Source organism: Pseudomonas sp. WC1, from assembly GCF_050586565.1.
Taxonomy (GTDB): Bacteria; Pseudomonadota; Gammaproteobacteria; order Pseudomonadales; family Pseudomonadaceae; genus Aquipseudomonas.
Map to the genome: position 1 here is coordinate 42,408 of NZ_JBOBDQ010000024.1, position 21,541 is coordinate 63,948.

The window sequence follows — 21,541 nt, forward strand, 5'->3', positions numbered from 1 at the left end:
GGCTACCCTTAATCAACGTTTTGAGCAAATGCACCACCTGCATGCCGTCCACGGCGCCGACTGCGACTTAATCCGTAACAGCCACGAATCCCTAGACAGGTTGTGAGCTAACGCAAACCTGTGAGGGATCCGTCCAGAGAATGATCGGTTTGACCAAAATTTTCAAACGAGACGCAGATTCGCCCCCTTTCGGGGTGCCGCCAAAGCGTCCTGCCGCCCCGGGAGCGAGACAGGAGCCAAGCCAAACAGAATCGGCGTCAGCTCGGATTGCGTCAAGCTCAACTCTGCGGCTACTGCCTGTAATGATTTCCCGGATTCTCGGGTGAAACTCAGCACCTTTTGGAGAACCTGGGACGTCTCACGTGGAGAAGGATCTATCTCGCTTGTACGCGCGCCCTTTTTCGAAAGCTCAACGCAAAGATCTCTATAAGTCCATTCACTTAGTAGACTTACCTTGTGAAGCCTGTAAACGAGCGCCATGGCAGACACATTCCAGTACTTCTTAGCTTTGATAATGTCTGCAATCGTTCGGCAATGAGATGCGTAGGCAAGCACGCTCTCTCTTGGCATGAGCAAAGCCGAAGCGAAACTATTCGCCTCTGCTTCAACTTCCTTACCTTTATTCTCTCCATGCCGGTGCAAGACTAAATGGCCTAATTCATGCGCTGCATCAAAGCGACTGGCTTCCGCTGACTTCTGGGTATTCAAAAATACAAACGGAGTAGTTCCCCTGCGCCAACAGGAAAATGCGTTCACCTGATTTGTTTCTTCAGCAAGTGAAAAAACACGAACGCCCTTCGACTCAAGTAGATGGACCATATTTTTTAGGGGCGCATGCCCAAGCAGCCACTCTGACCTAACAACCATGGCTGCCGCTTCGGGATCCATCCCAGAGCAGTCTGGAATACTAGGCGAGGGCAAGTTAAACTTTTGATCCACCCAGTCGGAAAACAGATAAGCAATACCACCAGCGGCGAGAGCAGCATCACGTTGACCTGACGTCATACGGGAAAATGATCGAAAACTCGCATTTTCTCCCGTAGGAGACTCGATATCCTTACCTAGGAAAAACTGAATGGGAAAGTTCAGTTCTCTTGCTATCGCTGTAAGACTTTCACTTGTAGGCGATTGGCTACCACTCTCGTAAAGAGAGATAAGCTTACTACTTAAACCTGCACGATCCGCGAGCAATTTCATGGTAAAGCTTCGGCGTTGCCTTGCTAAGATTAGCCGAGATGGGTTGAAATCGCTCAGTTCTGTCATGATCTTGGAATTACTGGAATATCGATATCGGATGAAGGCTCTGGACCTTGTGGGTCAATGTTATCACCGAGTTGCAAGGAAGGCATAATGAATCTTGGCTTCCAATCGTCTACTTTTTCATTTTCAGCAATATTAATTGGTCGCGATAGCTCGTACCGCACTTCCCCAGCTTCCTTGTCAACATAAAAAAGCAAGATCCACAGAGTCTGGTCGCTATGGGGAGAGTACCGATGGAGTTCTTCACGAGAAACAGGGAATAACTCCGTTTGCCTCACATTATACGACACACCTTGACTCGTTTGACGCCCCTTCTTGTTACGCGTCATTGGCGTACGGGCATGGTTCCCGGTGTGCTCATCTCCGCAGATCACGGTGATGGCATGTTTTCCATCAGGGGATACGACGCGTGGCTGGTTGCCCGGGTTCTCGATCCGCCACCCTTTAGGGATCATCACAGACCGAATGACCTTAGTACCCTCCATCCAGGCCATCGAACCGCCAGCCCCCTTTGGATGCAACGGGCTCTCGCTCAGGTAGGCCCGAGCACAAGCGTTCACTGTCTCGCGGAGTTCCGCCTCCGAGAGATCGAACAAGCGTTTGACAGCGACTTGGGGCGGCACATCGGAGAAAGCGAAATCTTGATCGAGCATCGTGGACGACCTCATGTTGTTTCCGCTTATTCTACATCAATTGATGTAAAAAAAAAGGAAACCGAATTGGAGGTCGCATAGTCTTTCCTACCCCGCCTTCGCGAGGATGCCGTCGTTGGGGGTACGCTGTGCTGTCGTTCGGCGGTTTCCTGGGGATGGGTGAAAAGCTGTTCGCCGTGCCGTGGGGTGCTTTGCGCCTGGATACGGTGAACAAGCGCTTCGTCCTTGATGCCTACAAGGACCGCCTGAAGAACGCCCCAGGCTTCGATAAGGACAACCGGCCAAACATGAGCGACCCGACTTGGGGCAAAGATATCCAAGACTACTACGGCACCACGTGGGAGAACGATCCCCGGCGGTGATGTGCCAACCTGCTTGGCCGGGCTTCCGGCCAAGCCTCTGCTGACCAACGGGACCGGGGCAGGCAGCTTTGGGTCGTTAGGTGCCGGACCGGATGGCTGACCTCGTCATCCAGATGCTAGATCTGAAAGTTGAAGAGGGCGACATCGACGGACTCGATTCAGCAGCACGGTTCAACGTCTAGGGTTGAAGGGCAAGGCATGCTCAGGGCATGGGCTGCCCCCCCCTGCCCCGCCACCTGCATAACCTGCACGTCCTGACCAAGCACCACCCCGGGAACGTTCGTCTTTTTCAATTTCGAGCATGACTAGTGGATCGCCACTAACCGCAGAGACACCAGATCTCGCACAAGAGGGAGGTTTGCAGGAAGCCAACTGGTAGAATGGTCACGCTGGCTTGCTGCCGGGGAGCCTGCGACAGTGCATTTCGTTGCCTAGACATTCGCTACCACTAACCCACTGGCTAGGTAGCCAGACGGAATTAAAGGCCCCACGCAGCACTCAGGCGTGCGCCTCAGCCCGATGGCTGAGGCGCACGTACTATCAACGTTGGTTGTAGTAATCGCGGATCATCTTCCAGATTTGGTAGATGGCCAGTGCGACCCTGAGGATGAGCATCAACATAGCTACTCCTTGAGCAGCCCGCTCCAGAAACGAGCCCAGGGCCTCGCGTCTGGCCGAAAGTGCTCCATTACACCATCGGGCAGGCTGAATCCGATTGCCTTTCGCTACTGGGCAGGGCCACTAAGTCCTAGGCGAAAGGTCCGCTTACCGATCGTCGACCGGTCGTCGGATGATACGATTTTTTCCGCAATTGCGAAATCGTAGCGCATGGCCATTATTGACAAAGGCCATTTGATATCGAACCAATGGCTTTTTGCCATCATACCAACATGGCACTATGTCTCCTAATGATGGCAATTTGACTCTTTGGTTCGATAGAGTTAGGATGCTATTGCTCCATTACACCCATCGGGTGCAATTAAAGATAGCCACTAACTATCTTTAAAGCAACAACCGCCCTACGGGGCGGTTTTTTATTTTGCTTCTATTTAATATTCACGAGATGCATTTTCGCGCACGAAGCACACAAACCTATATAGCAGTTTCAGAAAGTTCTTATTTGCTTACTCACAACCAAACCGCACTAGAAAACCATTCACCGGCAGAAGTTACTTGTCAATGCACGGGCCAGCCCTACTGAAAACTGCGCAAGCTCAAGAGCAGTTCAAAACTCGTCCGAGTAATAGCCCCATCTAGCAAACAGATCATCCAGCGCTGAAGAAATTCTCGACTCCGACATTAATTCAGCTCCCTTGTAACTCATAGCGACGGCAATCGCCATCGCGAATTCATCAAGCCTTCGCGGATCAACCGCCCAAACCTGAAGCTTCATTACAGATTGGTCGCGAAAATTGCATTCTTGAACCTTTTCAACCTGTTCTGAAATCAAGCGCCATTCATCTATATGAAGCGCAAATGTCTTATGTACCCCATCGGCCAATATGGGGCCTAAACTCAAGTATGAGTCACCAGCCAAAACCATCCCTGAGTGCGAAAATGCTTTTACGCCAAATGACATAAGGCGAGGCGAGGAAACGTAATCACGCACTACACACAAATTTACTGGTCCGTTGGAAAACTGCCATTCCAACTCTCGGCGGAGATATCTTTCAAGTTGTGGCTCGTCCGCCATTACAAGACGGAAGGTGTCGATGCTGTTCATGCGTTATGTAGCCACCCCATGCTCAAGTCTCTTGATCAGCTTGCAGACCTCTTCACAACCTTCCGTCGTCGCGAGTGCCTCAGCGGGCTTCAGCCCCCCGAGCGCTAGGCACTCTTGGTTAAGCCAGCTTGCGTATTTGTCGCCAAAGAACCACAGGAGCAATGAGACAGCCTTGGCATAGCTCTCTGAGTAGGTCGTGCCTTGCGCTTCTGCTACAAGAACATTTGCCCTCAGACTGCGGTCATTCGATCGACCAGGAAGCTGATGCTTAAGACATTTTACTTGCGACCAACCTGCAACTTCCCTCAACCTACCAGGTGCACCGCAATTCTCGCAAATGAAGCATGATACAAGTTCTACAACATCGAAAATTCGATCGATCGTTACATCACCACCGCGGTGGTAAATCCGGAGAGCACCAAACTTCTCTTTTATTTGATCAATCTTAAAATCCACCCCCTCCTCCTGAGCATACCTAACGGACACTCGAAGAGCACCTTCCAAAACCTCCACCCAACCGTCCTCACATTGAAACCCAAACAGATTATCGTCATCGCCCAACTGCAAAACACACCTATACCTTTGACTCAAAATACTTTCGTTGAAATTATTCACCTAAGTATCCCCCCTCACCCTCCATAGAACACTTGTTTCCTTTCCCATCAACTCCGAAGGATATAATGTTCCGTCGACCAACTCATAACAATAATGCTTACCAGAGATTCTGACTTCGCTAAGAGGGTCCATTTTCCACGCACCACTTCCATTTAGCCAAGGAGGAGAAATCAACTGAATCTCCCGAATTCGCTCCTCCTTATTATTTCGCGAAGTGAGACCAAGAAGGTAAGGCGGGCTTGGCAATAAGATCTGCTGAGCGTGCCAAGAACCATCATAAAAAGTTTCATGAATAACAGAAAACCATTCAGAATTTGATGTCACCGTAACATACGCCCAGTGATGCGCGCCTTCTTGAGGAGGGAAAAATGGACTGCCAAGAAGTCGACCCCGATCATTAGTTTCGAACATATTATATATCCCAATAAAATCCAATGCGTACTATAGTACGCAGCTAAAAAAATCACAATATGGCTTCATACTCGCTTTTCGGGAGGGTAGCGAGTGAGCGACATCAGGCAGGCATTCGCGGAGGCGCTCAAAGACCTGCGGCTAGGCGCCAATTTGGCTCAGACGGATTTCCCGCCGTTCATCAGCAGGGAGCACGTCAGCCTGCTTGAAAGAGGGCTGCGTGCGCCCACGCTGGAGACGATCGATATGCTTGCGCAGGTTCTGGGGGTCTCCCCACTCGCCCTCATTATCCAGTGCTACCTGATCCGCGACCCATCGGTGGATCTGGACCACTTGCTCAGCGACGCCGTCCAAGATGTGAGGTACAAGCGCGTGCTCGCTCGGCGCGGGATTAGTCCGGATCCGAGCGACGGGACCGAGGAGAGTAATTGAGGGAACGGGCGGGAGCACCGCATGAAGCTTCGATGACCAAGCTCTTTCTTTCACTCAAGAGATCCAAGGATCAGACAGATCGGTGCAGCTTCTTGAGCCTCGCCCAGAGCAGCATCCACTCGAATGACAGTTGGAATCATTGCAGCGTCGAGCGCAACCTCATGTGCCTCGCCTGCCATGAGGATTGGCACACATCGTTGGTTACGAGCACCCTTGACTACCGCCATGTGCCTGGGAATGCTCACCGAGACTCATGCAAGGGGTTTAATCCTGTTCACACGCAGATGGTGGCAAACGTAGGAATTGAGATCTCACTACGAGCAATGCTGTGTCACATCTATCCATTCAATTCTGTACCAATAGATTAATATATGGATATCCATCGTCCTGATGATTGCTTGTCGTAAGTAGCAAAACGCCCGGATCGAATCCGGGCAAATGTCGCTGGCTCCCGAACCCGTCGACCTCGCGGCGCTGGTCGAGTCGGTCGGGCGGATTTTCGACGGCCTCGCCCGCCACAAGGGTTTGGTACTGGATGTGGTGATTGCCCGCGAGGCCCGCTGCCATGCGCTGCTCGACCCGTTGCGCTTCAAGCAGGTCCTGTCGAACCTGGTCAGCAATGCGATCAAGTTCACCGAACAAGGGCAGGTGCGCATCACCGTCAAGCTGCGCAACGACGGCGAACCGGCGTTGCCGGCGCTTGACCTGGAGGTTCGCGACAGCGGTATCGGAATTCACGAGCACGACCTGCAGCGCCTGTTCTCCCCCTTCGTACAGGCCAACCCCTACAGCGACGGCGCACGGGCCGGCACCGGCCTTGGGCTGGTGATCAGCCGCGACCTGTGCGCGATGATGGGCGGCGAACTGACCCTGCAGAGCCTGCAAGGTGTCGGCACCCGCGTGCGCCTGGTGATGCCGCTGCAGTGCGTCGAGCCGGTCGCGGCACCGCCGCGGCCAATGGCGCAATTCCTGCCGCCGAACAAGCAACTGCGCATTCTGGTGATCGACGACCACCCGGCCAATCTGCTGTTGATGGCCCAGCAGCTAAACTACCTGGGGTTGAACCAGCAAAGCGCCGAGGAGGGCGGCGAAGGACTGCGTAAATGGCGTGAGGGCTGTTTCGATGTGCTGATTGTCGACTGCAACATGCCACAGATGAATGGCTACGAACTGGCTCGGACCGTGCGCACGGAGGAACGCCTGCACGGCCGACCGCGCTGCACCATTCTCGGCTATACCGCCAACGCCCAACCCGAGGTTCGCCAGCAGTGCCTGGATGCCGGCATGGATGACTGCCTGCTCAAACCCATCGGCTTGCAGGTGCTGGGGCAACGCCTGAGCGCCATCACACCCATTGCCCGGCGGTGTGACAGCCACCCTGGCCCGGCACCACGCTTCGATCTCAAAGGCCTGTCCACGATCGTTGGCGACAACCTCGCCGACCGCGACCGCATCCTCGAAACCCTGCTCCTGAGCCTGCGCCAGGACCTGAAGATTCTGATGGCCATCGATCCGCGGCACGAAGGTGACGAGCTGGCGCTGCAGGCACACAAGATCCTCAGCGCGGGACGGATGCTGAATGCGCGGGCGTTGATCGAGGCTTGCCAGGCACTGGAGGGAACGGACGTACCCCAGGCCGAACTGCTAAGGCGCCGTCAGGCATTGGCACGGCATATGCGCCGCGTCGAGAAAGCCCTGGCCAGGCAGCTGGAGCACCTGGCCGAGGCGGGATGAGGGCGGTACAGGGCGTACCGCCGACATCGATCAGGAAGCCGGGTTGATCGGCTTTTCCGGGTACCAGGCATCCAGCAGCGGGCTGACTTCAATGCTGGTCAGTTCGCTACGGCCCTTGAGCCAGGCTTCGACAGCGGCGCGCTGCTCTTCGCTGACCGAGCCACGCTTGACGGAGCAAACCAGACCGAAGTCATCGCCGCCGACATAGTCCAGGCCGTTGGCATCCATGGCATCAGCCAGGAAAGCATCGAGGAAGGCATCGATGGCTTCATCGGACAGGTCTTCCTTGAAGCCCAGGTTCAGTTCGAAACCCAGCTCCTGGAATTCATCCACGCACAGTTTCTTGCGCAGGCGACGGGAACGGTTGGTAGCCATGAAACAATCCTCTCAATTAATTACGCGCGGCACTTTACCAGTTTCCAGCGCACAACGGCGCTTTTCCGTCGAACGAGGCCCATGCAGAGCACGCTTGGGGCATAATGCGCACTATATTCGTCTTGGGGCCATCATTTCATACAGCCCCAGTGTCTTTTCCCCTCGCCCGCAGGGTTTGTCCATTTATGATCAAGACGCTCCGCCCACTGCTGTTCGCCGGCCTGTTCCTGCCCTTGTCGCTGTCCGTCCAGGCCGCCACCGTCAACACCAATCTGCCACCGAAAGTGCAACAGGCGCTCAAGACCAACAAGCTGCAGGATTCGGCCCTGTCGCTGGTCATGCTGCCGCTGGACGGACCGGGCGCGGCGACCGTGTTCAACGCCGACGTGTCGGTCAATCCGGCCTCGACCATGAAGCTGGTCACCACCTATGCCGCGCTTGAGCTGCTGGGCCCCACCTTCCAGTGGAAAACCGAGTTCTACACCGACGGCACCCTGAGCAACGGCGTGCTCAATGGCAACCTTTACCTCAAGGGCGGTGGCGACCCCAAGCTGAACATGGAAAAACTATGGTTGCTGATGCGCGACCTGCGCGCCAACGGTGTGCGTACCGTAACCGGCGACCTGATCCTGGATCGCAGCCACTTCGTGCAACCCAACCTGCCACAGTTCAACGACGACGGCGGTGACGACAACAAGCCGTTCCTGGTCAAGCCGGACTCGCTGCTGGTCAACCTCAAGGCCTTGCGCTTCGTCGCCCGTAACGACGGCGGCAAGGTCAACGTGTCGGTCGAACCACCGATCGCCAGCATCCGCATCGACAACCAGGTCAAGGCCGTGGCGGGCAAACAGTGCACTGGCGAAGTGCGCTACAACCCGGTAGTGCAGCCTGATGGTGTCAGCGTCACGGTCAGTGGCCAGCTCGCCGATGGCTGCAACTCGCAGACCTACCTGGCGCTGCTGGATCATCCGACCTATGCCGCCGGTGCCGTACGGGCCATCTGGAACGAGCTGGGCGGCAGCATCCAGGGCCGCGACCGCATCGAGAACGTGCCCAAAAGCGCACGCCTGCTGGCCCGGGCCTTCTCGCCAGACCTGGTGGAAGTGATCCGCGACATTAACAAGTACAGCAACAACACCATGGCTCAGCAGCTGTTCCTCAGCCTTGGCGCGCAGTTCCGTACCGACGCCGACGGCGACGATGCCCGTGCTGCCCAACGGGTGGTCCGCCAGTGGATGGCCAAGAAAGGCATCACCGCACCACACCTGGTGATGGAGAACGGCTCGGGCCTGTCCCGTGCAGAGCGGGTTAGCACCCGCGAGATGGCCGCGCTGCTGCAGGCGGCCTGGAAGAGCCCGTACGCGGCCGAGTTCATCAGTTCGATGCCGCTGGTGGGCATGGACGGCACCATGCGCAAGCGGCTCAAGCGCACCGCCATGACAGGCGAAGGGCACATCAAGACTGGCACCCTGAATACCGTGCGGGCTATTGCCGGGTTCAGCCGGGACAGCAACGGGCACACCTGGGCGGTGGCGGCCATTCTCAATGATCCCAAGCCTTGGGGGGCTTCGCAGGTGCTGGATCAGGTGTTGCTGGATCTTTATCGGCAGCCGAAGGTGGGGAATGGGACTGTTGGGGTGATGCCCTGACCGGGCTTGGGTCCTCAAAGTGCGGGTTTTGATTGATGTAAGCACATTCATTGGCGAGGGCGACGCATAGTCACCTTTTCGCCTTTACGGCGACCTTCTTTTGCACGCGGGCAAGAGAAGGCAAAAACCGCTGGTTCCATTCATCCGGCCCCTCACTCCGGGCTTGCTCCGGGAGGACGCGCCGACGGGCCATCCATGGCCTGATCGGCGCTTGACGGGCATCCATGCCCGTCACCTCCCTGCGCAAACCCTGCGTTCGGCCTCCTGAAGTCGCAATTGGCGGCGCCTGGACTATTGCGCGCTTAGAAGCAGAGCAAGAGCAAGAGCAAGAGCAAGAGCAAGAGCAAGAGCAAGAGCAAGACGAAAAAGCACAAATGCTTGTTTGGCAGCTGATCATTGATTGGCTGTCGCAACGGTGCACCGATGCGACGTGCTCATGATCGAAGAGGCGGGGCTCAGCGTGCGGGAGCGAGCTTGCCCTTGTCGTCGGAGAAGACGATCTCCACCCGACGATTCTGCGCCCTGCCCCGCTCCGAGGCATTGGCCTCCACCGGGTACTGGTCACCATAGCCCTCGACCTGGATGCGCTTTTCATCCACGCCCAGGTCAACCAGCATGTCGGCCACCGATTGGGCACGATCACGGGACAGCTTAAGGTTCTCTTCCGCCGCGCCGGTGCTGTCGGTATAACCCTCGATCCGCACCACTCGACGCGGATTGAGCTGGAGGAATTGCACCAGCTTGAGCACGGTGCGGCTGGCCGAATTCTTCAGATCAGCCTGGCCGGTATCGAACAGCACATCACCCAGGGTCATCACCAGGCCACGGTCAGTCTGCTCGGACGCCAGCGCTACAATTTGCGCCTCGACGAACTTGCCCTGCTGCTGCACGCTCGCCAGCTTGGCCTCGCGCAACGCCAGTTGCAGGCGCTGGCGCTCCAGGTCGAGCTTGGCCATGCGTTCCTGGTTCAATGCCAGCTTGGCATGCTCGCTGGCGATCTCGCTGTAGCGTTGGCTGAGGTAGGCGTAATGGCGGACATCGCTGCCGGTGCCGACATAACCGGCCAGGCGCTCCGCGCGCCCCAGCGATTCGCCGGCACGAATCACGTCACGGGGCGCGCTGCGCAGCACGTCGGAATTGTCCTTGACCTTCTGGAACGCGGCGCTGGCGTCGTCCAGCGCCGACTCGCTGCGCTGGCTGGCGCAGCCCTGCAACCCCACCAGGGCCAGCAAGGCCAACGCGGCCACGGGCGTGAAGCGGCTCATGGCTGCACCTCCAGCTGTTTGCGCAGACGCTTGATACGCGATTGCAACACCTGCAACTGCTCCTCGCTCTTCTGGTTCAGCACCCGCGCCTCGGCCAGGCGGGCATCGAGTTCGGCCTGCTCGGCGCGCATGCGTGCATCGCGATAGCTTTCACCGAGCATGTTGCTCTTGGCGCGGGCCAGTTTGTCTTCGGCCAACTTGAACTCCGGCACCTGCTCGGTGGCACCGACCGCCTTGGCCTGCTCGAGCGCCTGCTCAGACAAGCGCAGCTGTTCATTGGGTGCCGGGTCATTGGCACAGCCGGCCAGGCCAAGCACGGCCAGGGCGAGCATCAAGGGTTGGATTCTCACACACGCTTCCTACTGTTTGGGGGCACCCTGCGACGCCTGCATCTGCGCCTTCCAACGCTCGACATTGCGCTGCAACACAGCCTCGCTCGCCCCGGAGATCGGCAATTCTGTCAGCTTTTTCGCCAGTTGTCCGCGCAACCAGCTGTCGTTGCAGGCCGAGTTGTGCGACACCGCCAGATACAACCCCGGCCGGTCCACCGGCAAGCCGCGGGCGATGAGGTCGTTACCCACCCCCAGGCTCTGGGCCATGGCCATGCCCGAGTAGCGCCCGGCCAGCACATAGTCCACCTGGCCAAGCACCAGCTTCTGGAAGGCCTGCGTCAGATTCTGCGCCGGTTCCAGCTTGAGCTGGGCCTTGGCGAACGCCTCGAAGGCCGGTGTCAGACGGGCCTTCTCCGACAAGGCGCCCTGGTAGCGGGCAAGGTCGGCCGGACCGTCGAACGCCAGGGCGGCGTCATGACGGGTCCAGACCAGGTATTCATTGAGCTGCAAAGGCGGGTGGATGTAGTCCAGGCTGGTCAGCTGGGTTACCTGCATCGGCGTGTCGAGCAACAGGTCCATGCGCCCGCTGCGCACTTCCTCCAGCGCTTGTTCGCGCTTGCCGGCGTGCAACACCTCGACCTTCACCCCCAGCTCGGCGGCGACTTGGCGAAGCAGGTCGACATTGGCGCCAATCAGGTGCTTGGGGTCTTGCGGATCCTGCCAGGAATACGGTGGCGCATCCGGGCTGCCGGTGGCTACCAGACGCTCGCACTTCCCCACCGCCAAGGCCTGAGTCGACAGCAGCGCCAGCACGCAGGCCAGCCCCCCCTTGCTCCAGCGAAACGCCATGCACCCTCTCCCCACCCCTGAAAAAAATCATGAAAAAACCCGGACCGCCAAGGGCGGTCCGGGTTCTTTATAAGTGAAGCAGTCGGATCAGACCAGCTTTTCCAGCTCTGGAACCGCTTCGAACAGGTCGGCTACCAGGCCGTAGTCGGCCACCTGGAAGATCGGCGCCTCTTCGTCCTTGTTGATCGCGACGATCACCTTGGAGTCCTTCATGCCGGCCAGGTGCTGGATCGCGCCGGAGATACCGACGGCGATGTACAGCTGTGGCGCGACGATCTTGCCGGTCTGGCCGACCTGCATGTCGTTCGGCACGAAGCCGGCGTCGACTGCGGCGCGCGAAGCCCCCACGGCAGCACCGAGCTTGTCGGCCAGGGCGTACAGGTGCTTGAAGTTGTCACCGTTGCCCATGCCACGGCCGCCGGAGACGACTATCTTGGCAGCGGTCAGCTCTGGACGGTCGGACTTGGCCAGCTCTTCGCCGACGAAGGCCGACTTGCCAGCGTCGTGGGCGGCAGCCACGGCTTCGACGGCAGCCGAGCCACCCTCGGCGGCCACGGCGTCGAAACCGGTGGTGCGCACGGTGATGACCTTCACGGCAGCGCTCGACTGCACGGTGGCGATGGCGTTACCGGCGTAGATCGGGCGCTTGAAGGTATCGGCCGATTCCACCGAGATGATCTCGGAGATCTGGTCGACGTCCAGCAGCGCGGCGACGCGTGGCAGGATGTTCTTGCCGTTGGTGGTGGCCGGGGCCAGCACATGGCTGTAACCCTTGGCCAGCTCGACTACCAGCGGCGCGACGTTTTCCGGCAGGGCGTGGGCGTAGGCCGCGTTGTCCGCGACCAGCACCTTGGCGACTCCGGCGATCTTGGCGGCGGACTCGGCGACGCCACCGACGTTCTGGCCTGCGACCAGCACGTGGATATCACCACCGAGCTTGGCGGCGGCAGCGACAGTGTTCAGGGTGGCCGGGGCTACGGCACCGTTTTCGTGTTCAGCGACAACCAGGATAGTCATTTAGATTACCTTCGCTTCGTTCTTCAGCTTCTCGACCAGTTCGGCCACCGACTTGACCTTGATACCCGCGCTGCGGGCGGCAGGCGCTTCGACCTTGAGGGTCTTGGTGGTGGAGGCGAGGGATACGCCCAGGGCGTCCGGAGTGACAGTCTCCAGCGGCTTCTTCTTGGCCTTCATGATGTTTGGCAGCGACGCGTAGCGCGGCTCGTTCAGGCGCAGGTCGGTGGTGACGATGGCTGGCAGGTTCAGCGCAACGGTCTGCAGGCCACCGTCGATTTCACGGGTGACGTTGACCTTGTCGCCAGCAACTTCGACCTTGGAGGCAAAAGTGCCCTGGGCGTAACCGGTCAGCGCGGCCAGCATCTGGCCGGTCTGGTTGTTGTCGCTGTCGATGGCCTGCTTGCCGAGGATGACCAGCTGCGGCTGCTCCTTGTCGACAACGGCTTTCAGCGCCTTGGCCACGGCCAGGGAGTTCAGTTCATCGGCGGCCTCGACCAGGATGGCGCGGTCGGCGCCCAGGGCCAGGGCGGTACGCAGTTGCTCCTGGGCGGCGGTCGGGCCGATGGAGACGACGACGATTTCGCTCGCCACGCCCTTCTCTTTCAGGCGGACGGCTTCTTCCACGGCGATTTCGCAGAAGGGGTTCATGGACATCTTGACGTTTGCAAGGTCGACGCCGGAGTTGTCCGCCTTGACGCGAACCTTGACGTTGTAGTCGACCACTCGTTTGACAGCTACAAGAACCTTCATGGATTCCTCGTTACTCTCCGGTGAAAAGAAGATCGCCTGGGGACTGCCCGGCGAATGCGCGTGGGTACAAGGGCACCTCTAAAAACGTTTCTGCGCCGGCAAAGTTCAGTTGACCGATCAGTCTTGTTGCGACCTTCAGGGACAAAACCTGCGGGTCATTTTCTGTCGTGGCGTGTAGACTCCACTACAAAACCTGATTCGGCCCGTAAACCCTGCTCCACGCCTGGTCTTTAGGGGTGCACCTGCGCCCGACGGTCAGCCTACGGCGAACGCGAAAGCGCTCGTATCTTGACCGTAACACCCAATCCGGTCAATACGGCAAATTGGCCAGCCTCCAGCCGCCTACCTGCGATTCTACGGGCCTCCGGCAAATTCAAACAAACGTTTGTATTGGACCCGCCAAGTGGTGTAGATATAATGCGCGGCCAAGACAAAACGGTGTAGTCCATCACCTGCGAAGCTACAGCCTCTGCACGCCGCACGTGACCGTGAACACCCATAAAAGACAAGCAACGCGATGAGCCTTGAGTAGGAGAGAACCTGTGGAACGCGAATACATGGAATTCGACGTGGTCATCGTCGGCGCAGGCCCGGCGGGCCTGTCCGCCGCCTGCCGCCTGAAGCAGAAGGCCGCCGAAGCCGGTAGCGAGATCAGCGTCTGCGTGGTCGAGAAAGGCTCCGAAGTCGGCGCCCACATCCTCTCCGGCGCCGTATTCGAGCCGCGCGCACTGAACGAACTGTTCCCCGACTGGAAAGAACTGGGCGCACCGCTGAACACCGAAGTGAAGCGCGACGACATCTATGTGCTCAAGGATGCCGGAAGCTCGACGAAAGTGCCTGACCTGTTCGTGCCCAAGACCATGCACAACCAGGGCAACTACATCATCTCGCTGGGCAACCTGTGCCGCTGGCTGGCCCAGCAGGCGGAAAACCTTGGCGTGGAGATCTACCCAGGCTTTGCCGCCCAGGAAGCGCTGTTCGACGAAAACGGCGTGGTGCGCGGCATCGTTACCGGCGACCTGGGCGTGGACCGCGAAGGCAACCCGAAAGACGGCCTGTACATCCCCGGCATGGAACTGCGTGCCAAGTACACCCTGTTCGCCGAAGGCTGCCGTGGCCATATCGGCAAGCAGTTGATCAAGCGCTTCGACCTGGACAACGAGTCCGACGTCCAGCACTACGGCATCGGCCTGAAAGAGATCTGGGAAATCGACCCGGCCAAGCACGAGCAGGGCCTGGTGGTGCACACCGCCGGCTGGCCGCTGGACGTGATGGCCAAGGACAACACCGGCGGCTCGTTCCTCTACCACCTGGAGAACAACCAGGTGGTCGTTGGCCTGATTGTCGACCTCTCCTACGCCAACCCTTACCTCTCGCCGTTCGACGAGTTCCAGCGCCTGAAGCACCACCCGGTGATCAGCCAGTACCTCGAAGGCGGCAAGCGCATCAGCTACGGCGCTCGCGCCCTGGCCAAGGGCGGCATCAACTCGCTGCCCAAGATGGTCTTCAACGGCGGCGCGCTGATCGGTTGCGACCTGGGCACCATGAACGTGGCCAAGATCAAGGGCAGCCACACCGCGATGAAGTCCGGCATGCTCGCCGCCGAAGCGGTGGCCGACGCACTGATCGCCGGCAGTGAAGGCGGTGACCAGCTCAACAGCTACGTCAGCGCCTTCAAGGCCAGCTGGCTGCATGAAGAGCTGTTCGCCAGCCGCAACTTCGGCCCGGCCATGCACAAGTTCGGGCCACTGCTGGGCGCAGCGTTCAACTATGTCGACCAGAACTGGTTCGGCGGCAAGCTGCCCTTCACCCTGCACGACACCAAGCCGGACTATGCCTGCCTCAAGCTCGCGGCCGACTCGAAAAAAATCGACTACCCCAAGCCGGACGGCAAGCTCAGCTTCGACAAGCTCAGCTCGGTGTTTCTCTCCAGCACCAACCACGAAGAGGAACAACCCTGCCACCTGAAGCTGACCGACCCGAACATCCCGATCGCCAGCAACCTGCCGTTGTACGACGAACCGGCGCAGCGCTACTGCCCGGCCGGCGTGTACGAAGTGGTCACCCAGGAAGACGGCAACAAGCGCTTCCAGATCAACGCGCAGAACTGCGTGCACTGCAAGACCTGCGACATCAAGGACCCGGCCCAGAACATCACCTGGGTCACCCCTGAAGGCGCCGGTGGGCCGAACTACCCGAATATGTAAGCCCTGCCCTGGCGGCAAGCAAAAGCCCCCTGACCGAGAGGCCCGGGGGCTTTTTCATGGCCGCTATCCCTTGTACGAAACCACGGTGTGCGTGGTGTCCAACCCCAGTTGTTCGAGCCGCTCCAGGACATGCCGCAGGCACTGTCCGCCATCGGGCTTGTAGTGTCCGGAGGCATCGTTGACCAGACCAAGAATGTCGCTCACCGCATTGCTGGTGGTCTTGCGGTCGATGCGCATTTCTCCGGCGCACACCACCGGCTGGCCACCGCCAAGCTGGCTGTGCCGGGTATAGCGCGTACGGTCCAGGGACTGGTCCCAGAGTTTGACCAGGATGCTTTTTTGCGGGGTGTAGACCCAAGTGTAGGCATCCTGGGCAGTATTGGGGCGCAGATAGGTCAATCTGCCGCTCTTCAGCTCATAGGCCAGTATCTGACCCCGCTCCTCGCCAATTAGCTGACAGACGCCCTCAAGTGTTTCAGGCTGATAGCTGCGCCATTTCAGCACATCGATCAGCCATTGCTGCAATTGCACCGGGTAGGTGTAACCAGCAAAGTCCAGGGGCGCCGAGATATCGGCCTTGCGCCAGTCCAGCCAGTTCACCCGGCCTTGCCATGCCACGCCGCCCCTGGCCTCGATCCAGCGGTTGTCGCTCCCTACCACACGGTTGTTCAGCTGGTCATTGACCTTGAGGTCCAGCGACTGCATCTTCCAGGCCGGACCGTACCCCCCGGCACTGGTCTGGTAGATCTCGACCGAATGCAACTCATCGGCATAGATCACGCTGCGCTGGAACATCTTGGACAGGTCGACCTCGACCTGGAAGTGCGCCCCCCGCTCAAAGTTGCCGGCCAATGGCTGTCGGTGCTCGCTGCCATTGATCGAAAACGAAAGCGTATCGCCGGTTCCGGCACTGTAGTCGGCAGAGACAGCGAGGCACACGCTCAGCTTGTCGATGACCATGCTCGGTACCTGACCCCGCCTCGGACGCTGAGGCAAGTGCACCCGCCAGGCCTCGGCAGGCAGCGCCCCGCTTCGTCGCTGCAGCCAGACCTCACCCGAAATCGGAGCACTGCACAAGGTACGGGTGCCGTCACCATAGAGAAGCTCGCCCTTGGACGACAGCCGCCAGCGATCTCCCGAGGCTGCGCTCGCCTTGCCGCAGATCCCGAGCCCCAAGGTCTGCCCGGTGGTGACATTGACCAGTTGACCGTCCTTGTAGAGCCATTGCATGGCCTTGGGGTCTGGATTCACGGCGAGGCACACGCCCTCCTCGTCCGCCATCAGGTAATCATGACCATTGGTGAGCATGAACGGGATACCGCTGGGTAGGCCGTTCACGGGGTCCCCGGCACCACCACTGCCATCCAGTGCCTTCAGCTGGGTGAATTCGACCGTTTGCTGACGCTGCGCACTGTCGGTCAACAACACGGCATGGCCGTTGGCGGCCAACTCGATACGGCTGATGTGGCGAAAGTCATGCAGCGGGTGCACGCCGGTCAGTTGCTTGCCGTCACCGTAGACCACCACCCACGCCTGATCGTGAAGGTGCTGGGACTCCAGGACACAGGCAAGGCTACGGCCCCAGTGAACAACGGGGGTTCTGGCTTGATCATCCGGTTTCGTGCTGGCGGGGTTCGCAGCCGAAAAGCTCATCTGTGGCGGAAACGCTGGCAGTTGGGCCCGCGTCATCCAGGTGATGCTGAAACTGGACATGTACATTTCTCCTGACTGTATGAACGGAAGGGTCCGTCAACGATCAGTCGAAACTACGTGCACAACCTCGCAGGCGCTGTAGGGGAGCAGAGTTGCGGACACTCAAAAACCCGCCCCTGCCTGTAGGACCTGTTGACTGCCAGGCCGTAGCAGGCAGCCCTGACTTCCTCGAACAATTCCGGAGACAGTCAAGGCGCTTGAAACAACTTGATCAGCGCGACCGATGGTTGAGCCTTGCCGTTCTCGTAGCGGGAAAAGGCATTACCACCTCATTTGTCACCGCACATGAGCGGCATCGACTCGGCAACAAAGCCCAACGGCTCACGACGCCCGAAATAGAGCGCCGTCAGCAACCCGACCATGCCCATGACCAGACAAAAGCCGACACACACCCACGGACTCCAGGGCATCAGGGCGATCAGCGCCAGCGGCGTGGTACTGGCCCACAGGGCGTAGGCGACGTTGTAGGTGAAGGAGATGCCCGACACGCGGATATCGGCCGGGAACAGCCCGACCATCACCGATGGCACTACCCCCACCACGCCACAGCACAATCCGGCCAGGGCATAGGCCAGCCAGGTCATGCCCCACTGCCCCACCAGGCTGGCGTACAGCGCGCCGATACCCAGCGGCAGCAACAGGCTGTAGATCATCAATGCCCGCCACGCACCCATACGGTCGACCAACAGCCCGGCCAGCACACACCCGATATTGAGGAAGACGATGCCCACACTGCTCAGAGCAAAGGTATGCCCGGCGGTCATGGCGAAGCGCTGCTGCATCACGGTCGGGGTGATCACCACCAGCACCACCACCGCCGAGGTCAGCACGCACGTAAGCAACGCCGCCGGAATCAACGCCCGACGGTGTCGACTCAGTACTCTACGCAACGGGAATGCCACAGGCTGCTCCCGCTGCTCGCGCAACGCCAGGAATACCGGCGTTTCACTCAACCAGCGGCGCAACCAGACACCGATCACGCCGAACACTCCGCCCAGCAGGAAGGGATAGCGCCAGGCGTAGTCGAGAATTTCCTGGGGCGTGAACACCTGCGCCAACAAGGTCGCGGTCAGCGCCCCGAGCAGATAGCCAAAGGTCAACCCAGCCTGCAGGAAGCCCAGCGCATACCCGCGTCGCCCGGGTGGCGCGTGCTCGGCAACGAACGTCCAGGCACTGGGCACCTCGCCGCCCACCGCCGCCCCTTGCAGGATGCGCAGCGCCAGCAGGATCAGCGGCGCGGCGTAGCCGATGTCGGCGTAGGCCGGCATCACCCCGATCAGCAGGCACGGCAGCGCCATCATCAGGATGCTCAGGCTGAACACCCGCTTGCGCCCCAGGTGATCGGCGAAATGGGCCATCAGGATGCCGCCCAGCGGCCTGGCCAGGTAACCGGTGACGAAGATCCCGAAGCTCTGCAGCAGGCGCAACCACTCCGGCATCTCGGGCGGGAAGAACAGCTGGCTGAGCGTCAGGGCAAAGAACACGAAGATGATGAAATCGTAGATTTCCAGGGCACCACCCAGCGCGGCCAGCCCCAGGGTCCGGTGGTCGCCACGGCTGAACCGTGGCGGGCGGGTGGTATCGAGCGCAGTCATGGCAGCTTCCGCAACGTGGCAAAAGGCCAAGAGAATAGCAAAAGCCTTGAGCCTGTGGCCGTCCGTGCTTCAGGAGTTGCGGCAGAACACTGTCTGCGCGAGGTTGGTGCGTCGCCGGGAATAGTTCGAGGCCCCGGCCAGCCCCGGTGGCAGGGGCAACTGCCCGACCAGCACCGGCAGGTCGATGATCGCCATGAACGACTCCAGCGCCTCGCTGTCAGGCGCATGGGGCAGGCTGATGCTGACAGCATGCCGGTCACTCGGCGGCACCGCCGGCACCTTCAGGTGCGGCGAGTGGTACAGCAGCGCATGCTGGATCTGCGAACTGACCCGGCAGAAGCGCGCCAGGTCCACCCCAGCATGGCTGGCCAGCTCGATGTTGCCCACCAGCAGGTTGAACGGTTGCAAGGCACTGTGCACCAGGCGCTGCAGGTCTTCGAAATTCTCCACCGGAGCGATCCGGTAATAACCCAGGCCATTGAGCATCCTCTCCAGTTGCAGGCGCTGGGCGGGATGCTCGTCGGCGATGAGGATGCGCATGGATTTGTTAGGCATCGTCCGGACCTGGGCAGTTAGGTGATGACAGTGGCTCCGTGACCATACTGCGCCGGGAACGGCAACGTCAGGCAGCGCGCCTGGACGGGGGGTCTTTATTGATAGTTGTCGTGAACCCGGGAGAAATCAAGTGACCGGCTCACGGAATTTTCACATCCGCCGGCATCCCGCTCAGGACTCCCACTGGCGCATGCGCATGCGGCAGTGCTTCATGGCGTTGACGATGTGCTTTTCCACCACGCTGCGGGAAATATCCAGGCGTTCGGCGATCTGCTGGTGTGACAAGCCCTCGAGCTTGCGCAGCAGGAAACTGTCACGGCAAGGCGCGCTCAACTCGCCCAAGGCCTGCTGCATCAGCGCCAGACGCTGGTCGAGCTGCATGCTGTGCGTCGGCGCGGGGCTGTGCCAACGCTCATCGCTGTCGAGCACCTCGAGCGGCTCGGCCTGACGCACCTGGTGACGCCGGTGATGATCGACCACCAGGTTCATCGCCGTGCGATAAAGAAACGCGCGCGGGTGTTCGATACGCTCGCCGCCCGTGCGCTCCAGCACGCGGATGTAGGCATCATGGGCAACGTCTTCGGCCGCCTGGCGATTGCCAAGCCGGGCAGACAGAAAGCTCACCAACTCGCGATAGTAATGTTCCACGACGGCACCTGTCGTCTCCCTGCTCGAGCGCTGGTAGGCAGGCGCAGCGGGTCTGGATAATATCAGTGTGCGATCTTACAAATTATAATTATTCGCAGCAACACACAGCCCTCCCCTTCCTGCGTTAAATCGCCACCTATCACATTCGTTTAACTGGGACCCCCGAGCGCGTGCCGCGTCGCAGCACTCGGCCACTACCCCCGGCTGGAAGCCCGCATGACACGCACATCCAATACCCGCCGCCGAGTGCTGTTCGGCGCCCTGGGCCTGGCCGGCCTCGGCAGCCTCGTGGCCTGGCAGGTCCTGCCGCTCGGCGGCGCACCGGTCAGCACCGTGCCGGTGCTGCGCGCCGACATCGAAAGTAGCGTTACCGCACTGGGTACCCTGCAACCGCGCCGTTACGTCGACGTCGGCGCCCAGGCCTCGGGGCAGATTCGCAAGTTGCATGTGGAGGCCGGTGACGAAGTGCGCCAGGGCCAGTTGCTGGTGGAGATCGACCCGTCCACGCAACAGGCCAAGCTCGACGCCGGACGTTACTCGATCGAGAACCTCAAGGCCCAGCTGGCCGAACAGCGTGCGCAATACCAGCTTGCCCAGCAGCAATACCAGCGCCAGCACGGCCTGGCCGCCGCCGGCGCCACCCGCCAGGAAGACCTGCAGACGGCGCAGGCGCAACTGAAGGTGACCCAGGCCCGCATCGACATGTACCTGGCGCAGATCCGCCAGGCCCAGGCCAGCCTGCGCAGTGACGAGGCAGAACTGGGCTACACGCGCATCTACGCCCCCATGAGCGGTACCGTGGTGGCGGTGGATGCCCGCGAAGGCCAGACCCTCAATGCCCAGCAGCAGACGCCGCTGATCCTGCGGATCGCCAAGCTCTCACCGATGACCGTCTGGGCCCAGGTGTCCGAAGCCGACATCGGCAAGGTCAAGCCGGGCATGACCGCCTACTTCAACACCCTGGCCGGCGGCAAGCGCCGCTGGACCAGCACCGTGCGCCAGATCCTGCCGGTACCGCCCAAGCCGCTGGACCAGACCAGCCAGGGCGGCGGCAGCCCGGCCAGCGCCACCGCCGGCACCACAGGCAGCAAGGTGGTGCAGTACACCGTGCTGCTGGACGTGGACAACCCCGACGGCGCCCTGATGGCAGAAATGACCACCCAGGTGTTCTTCGTCGCCGGGCAAGCCAGCCAAGTGCTCAGCGTCCCCCTGGCTGCGCTGGATGACACCCCCGGCGACGGCGTGCGCCTGGCCCAGGTGCTGAACAGCAAGGGTCAGGTCGAGGCACGCCAGGTACGCACCGGCTTGAGTGACCGCCTGCGGGTGCAGGTTCTCGAAGGCCTGAACGAAGGCGAGCGCCTGGTCATCGGCCTGCCTGCCGCCAGTGGGGGTTGAG

20 protein-coding genes and 2 pseudogenes are annotated in these 21,541 nt (G+C 60.0%); 7 read left to right on the forward strand and 15 right to left on the reverse strand.

The features are described 5' to 3' along the window. Positions 1-162 precede the first annotated feature (162 nt). Both ACQ4OD_RS13200 and ACQ4OD_RS13205 read right to left on the reverse strand, forming a co-directional pair. The gene (locus ACQ4OD_RS13200) at positions 163-1,263 is read right to left on the reverse strand and encodes a helix-turn-helix domain-containing protein (protein ID WP_430944409.1); all 1,101 of its coding nucleotides are present in this window, start codon (positions 1,261-1,263) and stop codon (positions 163-165) included. Further along, positions 1,260-1,913: a hypothetical protein gene (locus ACQ4OD_RS13205; RefSeq protein ID WP_430944410.1), complete on the reverse strand. Its 654-nt coding sequence runs from the start codon at positions 1,911-1,913 to the stop codon at positions 1,260-1,262. Before ACQ4OD_RS13205 ends, ACQ4OD_RS13200 begins: the two co-directional genes overlap by 4 nt. Before the next feature lie 128 nt (positions 1,914-2,041). Between ACQ4OD_RS13205 and ACQ4OD_RS13210 the strand changes: the two genes are divergently transcribed. Continuing rightward, a complete protein-coding gene (locus ACQ4OD_RS13210; RefSeq protein WP_430944411.1) occupies positions 2,042-2,275 on the forward strand; it encodes a hypothetical protein in 234 nt (77 codons plus the stop codon). A 1,225-nt stretch (positions 2,276-3,500) separates the two neighbouring features. Here the strand turns inward: ACQ4OD_RS13210 and ACQ4OD_RS13215 are convergent. Both ACQ4OD_RS13215 and ACQ4OD_RS13220 read right to left on the reverse strand, forming a co-directional pair. Then, complete coding sequence (locus ACQ4OD_RS13215) at positions 3,501-3,998, reverse strand: hypothetical protein (RefSeq protein WP_182363940.1); 498 nt, start codon at positions 3,996-3,998, stop codon at positions 3,501-3,503. 3 nt (positions 3,999-4,001) lie between these two features. Beyond that, on the reverse strand, positions 4,002-4,613 hold the full coding sequence (locus tag ACQ4OD_RS13220) for an antitoxin Xre/MbcA/ParS toxin-binding domain-containing protein (RefSeq protein ID WP_430944412.1): 612 nt from the start codon (positions 4,611-4,613) through the stop codon (positions 4,002-4,004). 504 nt (positions 4,614-5,117) lie between these two features. Here ACQ4OD_RS13220 and ACQ4OD_RS13225 point away from each other — a divergent pair. Together ACQ4OD_RS13225 and ACQ4OD_RS13230 are read left to right on the forward strand one after the other, a co-directional pair. Continuing rightward, positions 5,118-5,456, forward strand: coding sequence for a helix-turn-helix domain-containing protein (locus tag ACQ4OD_RS13225; RefSeq protein ID WP_430944413.1), 339 nt, complete (start codon positions 5,118-5,120; stop codon positions 5,454-5,456). A 420-nt stretch (positions 5,457-5,876) separates the two neighbouring features. Beyond that, positions 5,877-7,190 (forward strand): annotated as a pseudogene (locus ACQ4OD_RS13230) (ATP-binding protein); the annotation flags it as partial. A gap of 30 nt (positions 7,191-7,220) precedes the next feature. Here the strand turns inward: ACQ4OD_RS13230 and ACQ4OD_RS13235 are convergent. Continuing rightward, a complete protein-coding gene (locus ACQ4OD_RS13235) occupies positions 7,221-7,565 on the reverse strand; it encodes a YggL family protein (RefSeq protein ID WP_046856427.1) in 345 nt (114 codons plus the stop codon). Between the two features lie 185 nt (positions 7,566-7,750). On the opposite strand from ACQ4OD_RS13235, the gene dacB reads away from it, so the two are divergent. Together dacB and ACQ4OD_RS13245 are read left to right on the forward strand one after the other, a co-directional pair. Then, the gene (dacB, locus tag ACQ4OD_RS13240) at positions 7,751-9,214 is read left to right on the forward strand and encodes a D-alanyl-D-alanine carboxypeptidase/D-alanyl-D-alanine endopeptidase (RefSeq protein WP_046856428.1); all 1,464 of its coding nucleotides are present in this window, start codon (positions 7,751-7,753) and stop codon (positions 9,212-9,214) included. Positions 9,215-9,438: 224 nt separating this feature from the next. Then, the gene (locus ACQ4OD_RS13245) at positions 9,439-9,654 is read left to right on the forward strand and encodes a hypothetical protein (RefSeq protein ID WP_430944414.1); all 216 of its coding nucleotides are present in this window, start codon (positions 9,439-9,441) and stop codon (positions 9,652-9,654) included. A gap of 15 nt (positions 9,655-9,669) precedes the next feature. Here the strand turns inward: ACQ4OD_RS13245 and ACQ4OD_RS13250 are convergent, their stop codons facing one another. From ACQ4OD_RS13250 to ACQ4OD_RS13270, 5 genes are all read right to left on the reverse strand, one after another. Then, positions 9,670-10,479: an OmpA family protein gene (locus tag ACQ4OD_RS13250; RefSeq protein WP_102683123.1), complete on the reverse strand. Its 810-nt coding sequence runs from the start codon at positions 10,477-10,479 to the stop codon at positions 9,670-9,672. Then, entirely contained in the window at positions 10,476-10,829 is a 354-nt protein-coding gene (locus ACQ4OD_RS13255) for a DUF4398 domain-containing protein (RefSeq protein WP_102683122.1), read from the reverse strand. Before ACQ4OD_RS13255 ends, ACQ4OD_RS13250 begins: the two co-directional genes overlap by 4 nt. A 9-nt stretch (positions 10,830-10,838) precedes the next feature. Continuing rightward, positions 10,839-11,660 carry a substrate-binding periplasmic protein gene (locus ACQ4OD_RS13260; RefSeq protein WP_430944415.1) on the reverse strand — a complete coding sequence of 274 codons (822 nt, stop codon included), beginning with the start codon at positions 11,658-11,660 and terminating at the stop codon, positions 10,839-10,841. Between the two features lie 87 nt (positions 11,661-11,747). Then, the gene (locus tag ACQ4OD_RS13265; protein ID WP_139672459.1) at positions 11,748-12,677 is read right to left on the reverse strand and encodes an electron transfer flavoprotein subunit alpha/FixB family protein; all 930 of its coding nucleotides are present in this window, start codon (positions 12,675-12,677) and stop codon (positions 11,748-11,750) included. Further along, complete coding sequence (locus ACQ4OD_RS13270) at positions 12,678-13,427, reverse strand: electron transfer flavoprotein subunit beta/FixA family protein (protein ID WP_102683119.1); 750 nt, start codon at positions 13,425-13,427, stop codon at positions 12,678-12,680. 542 nt (positions 13,428-13,969) lie between these two features. On the opposite strand from ACQ4OD_RS13270, the gene ACQ4OD_RS13275 reads away from it, so the two are divergent. Beyond that, complete coding sequence (locus tag ACQ4OD_RS13275; RefSeq protein ID WP_430944416.1) at positions 13,970-15,634, forward strand: electron transfer flavoprotein-ubiquinone oxidoreductase; 1,665 nt, start codon at positions 13,970-13,972, stop codon at positions 15,632-15,634. Between the two features lie 63 nt (positions 15,635-15,697). Here the strand turns inward: ACQ4OD_RS13275 and ACQ4OD_RS13280 are convergent, their stop codons facing one another. The 5 genes and pseudogenes from ACQ4OD_RS13280 to ACQ4OD_RS13300 all read right to left on the reverse strand — a co-directional run bounded on the left by ACQ4OD_RS13280 (position 15,698) and on the right by ACQ4OD_RS13300 (position 20,208). Continuing rightward, the gene (locus ACQ4OD_RS13280) at positions 15,698-17,347 is read right to left on the reverse strand and encodes a hypothetical protein (protein WP_139672464.1); all 1,650 of its coding nucleotides are present in this window, start codon (positions 17,345-17,347) and stop codon (positions 15,698-15,700) included. 188 nt (positions 17,348-17,535) lie between these two features. Continuing rightward, positions 17,536-17,607 (reverse strand): annotated as a pseudogene (locus ACQ4OD_RS13285) (antitoxin); the annotation flags it as partial. A gap of 9 nt (positions 17,608-17,616) precedes the next feature. After that, complete coding sequence (locus ACQ4OD_RS13290) at positions 17,617-18,942, reverse strand: MFS transporter (protein WP_430944417.1); 1,326 nt, start codon at positions 18,940-18,942, stop codon at positions 17,617-17,619. Between the two features lie 69 nt (positions 18,943-19,011). Further along, positions 19,012-19,497 (reverse strand): histidine kinase, encoded by a 486-nt coding sequence (locus ACQ4OD_RS13295; protein ID WP_102683115.1) that lies wholly within the window; start codon positions 19,495-19,497, stop codon positions 19,012-19,014. Between the two features lie 171 nt (positions 19,498-19,668). Next, entirely contained in the window at positions 19,669-20,208 is a 540-nt protein-coding gene (locus ACQ4OD_RS13300) for a sigma-70 family RNA polymerase sigma factor (RefSeq protein ID WP_102683114.1), read from the reverse strand. Positions 20,209-20,361: 153 nt separating this feature from the next. Between ACQ4OD_RS13300 and ACQ4OD_RS13305 the strand changes: the two genes are divergently transcribed. Continuing rightward, complete coding sequence (locus ACQ4OD_RS13305) at positions 20,362-21,540, forward strand: efflux RND transporter periplasmic adaptor subunit (protein WP_102683113.1); 1,179 nt, start codon at positions 20,362-20,364, stop codon at positions 21,538-21,540. The last annotated feature ends 1 nt before the right edge of the window (position 21,541 follow it).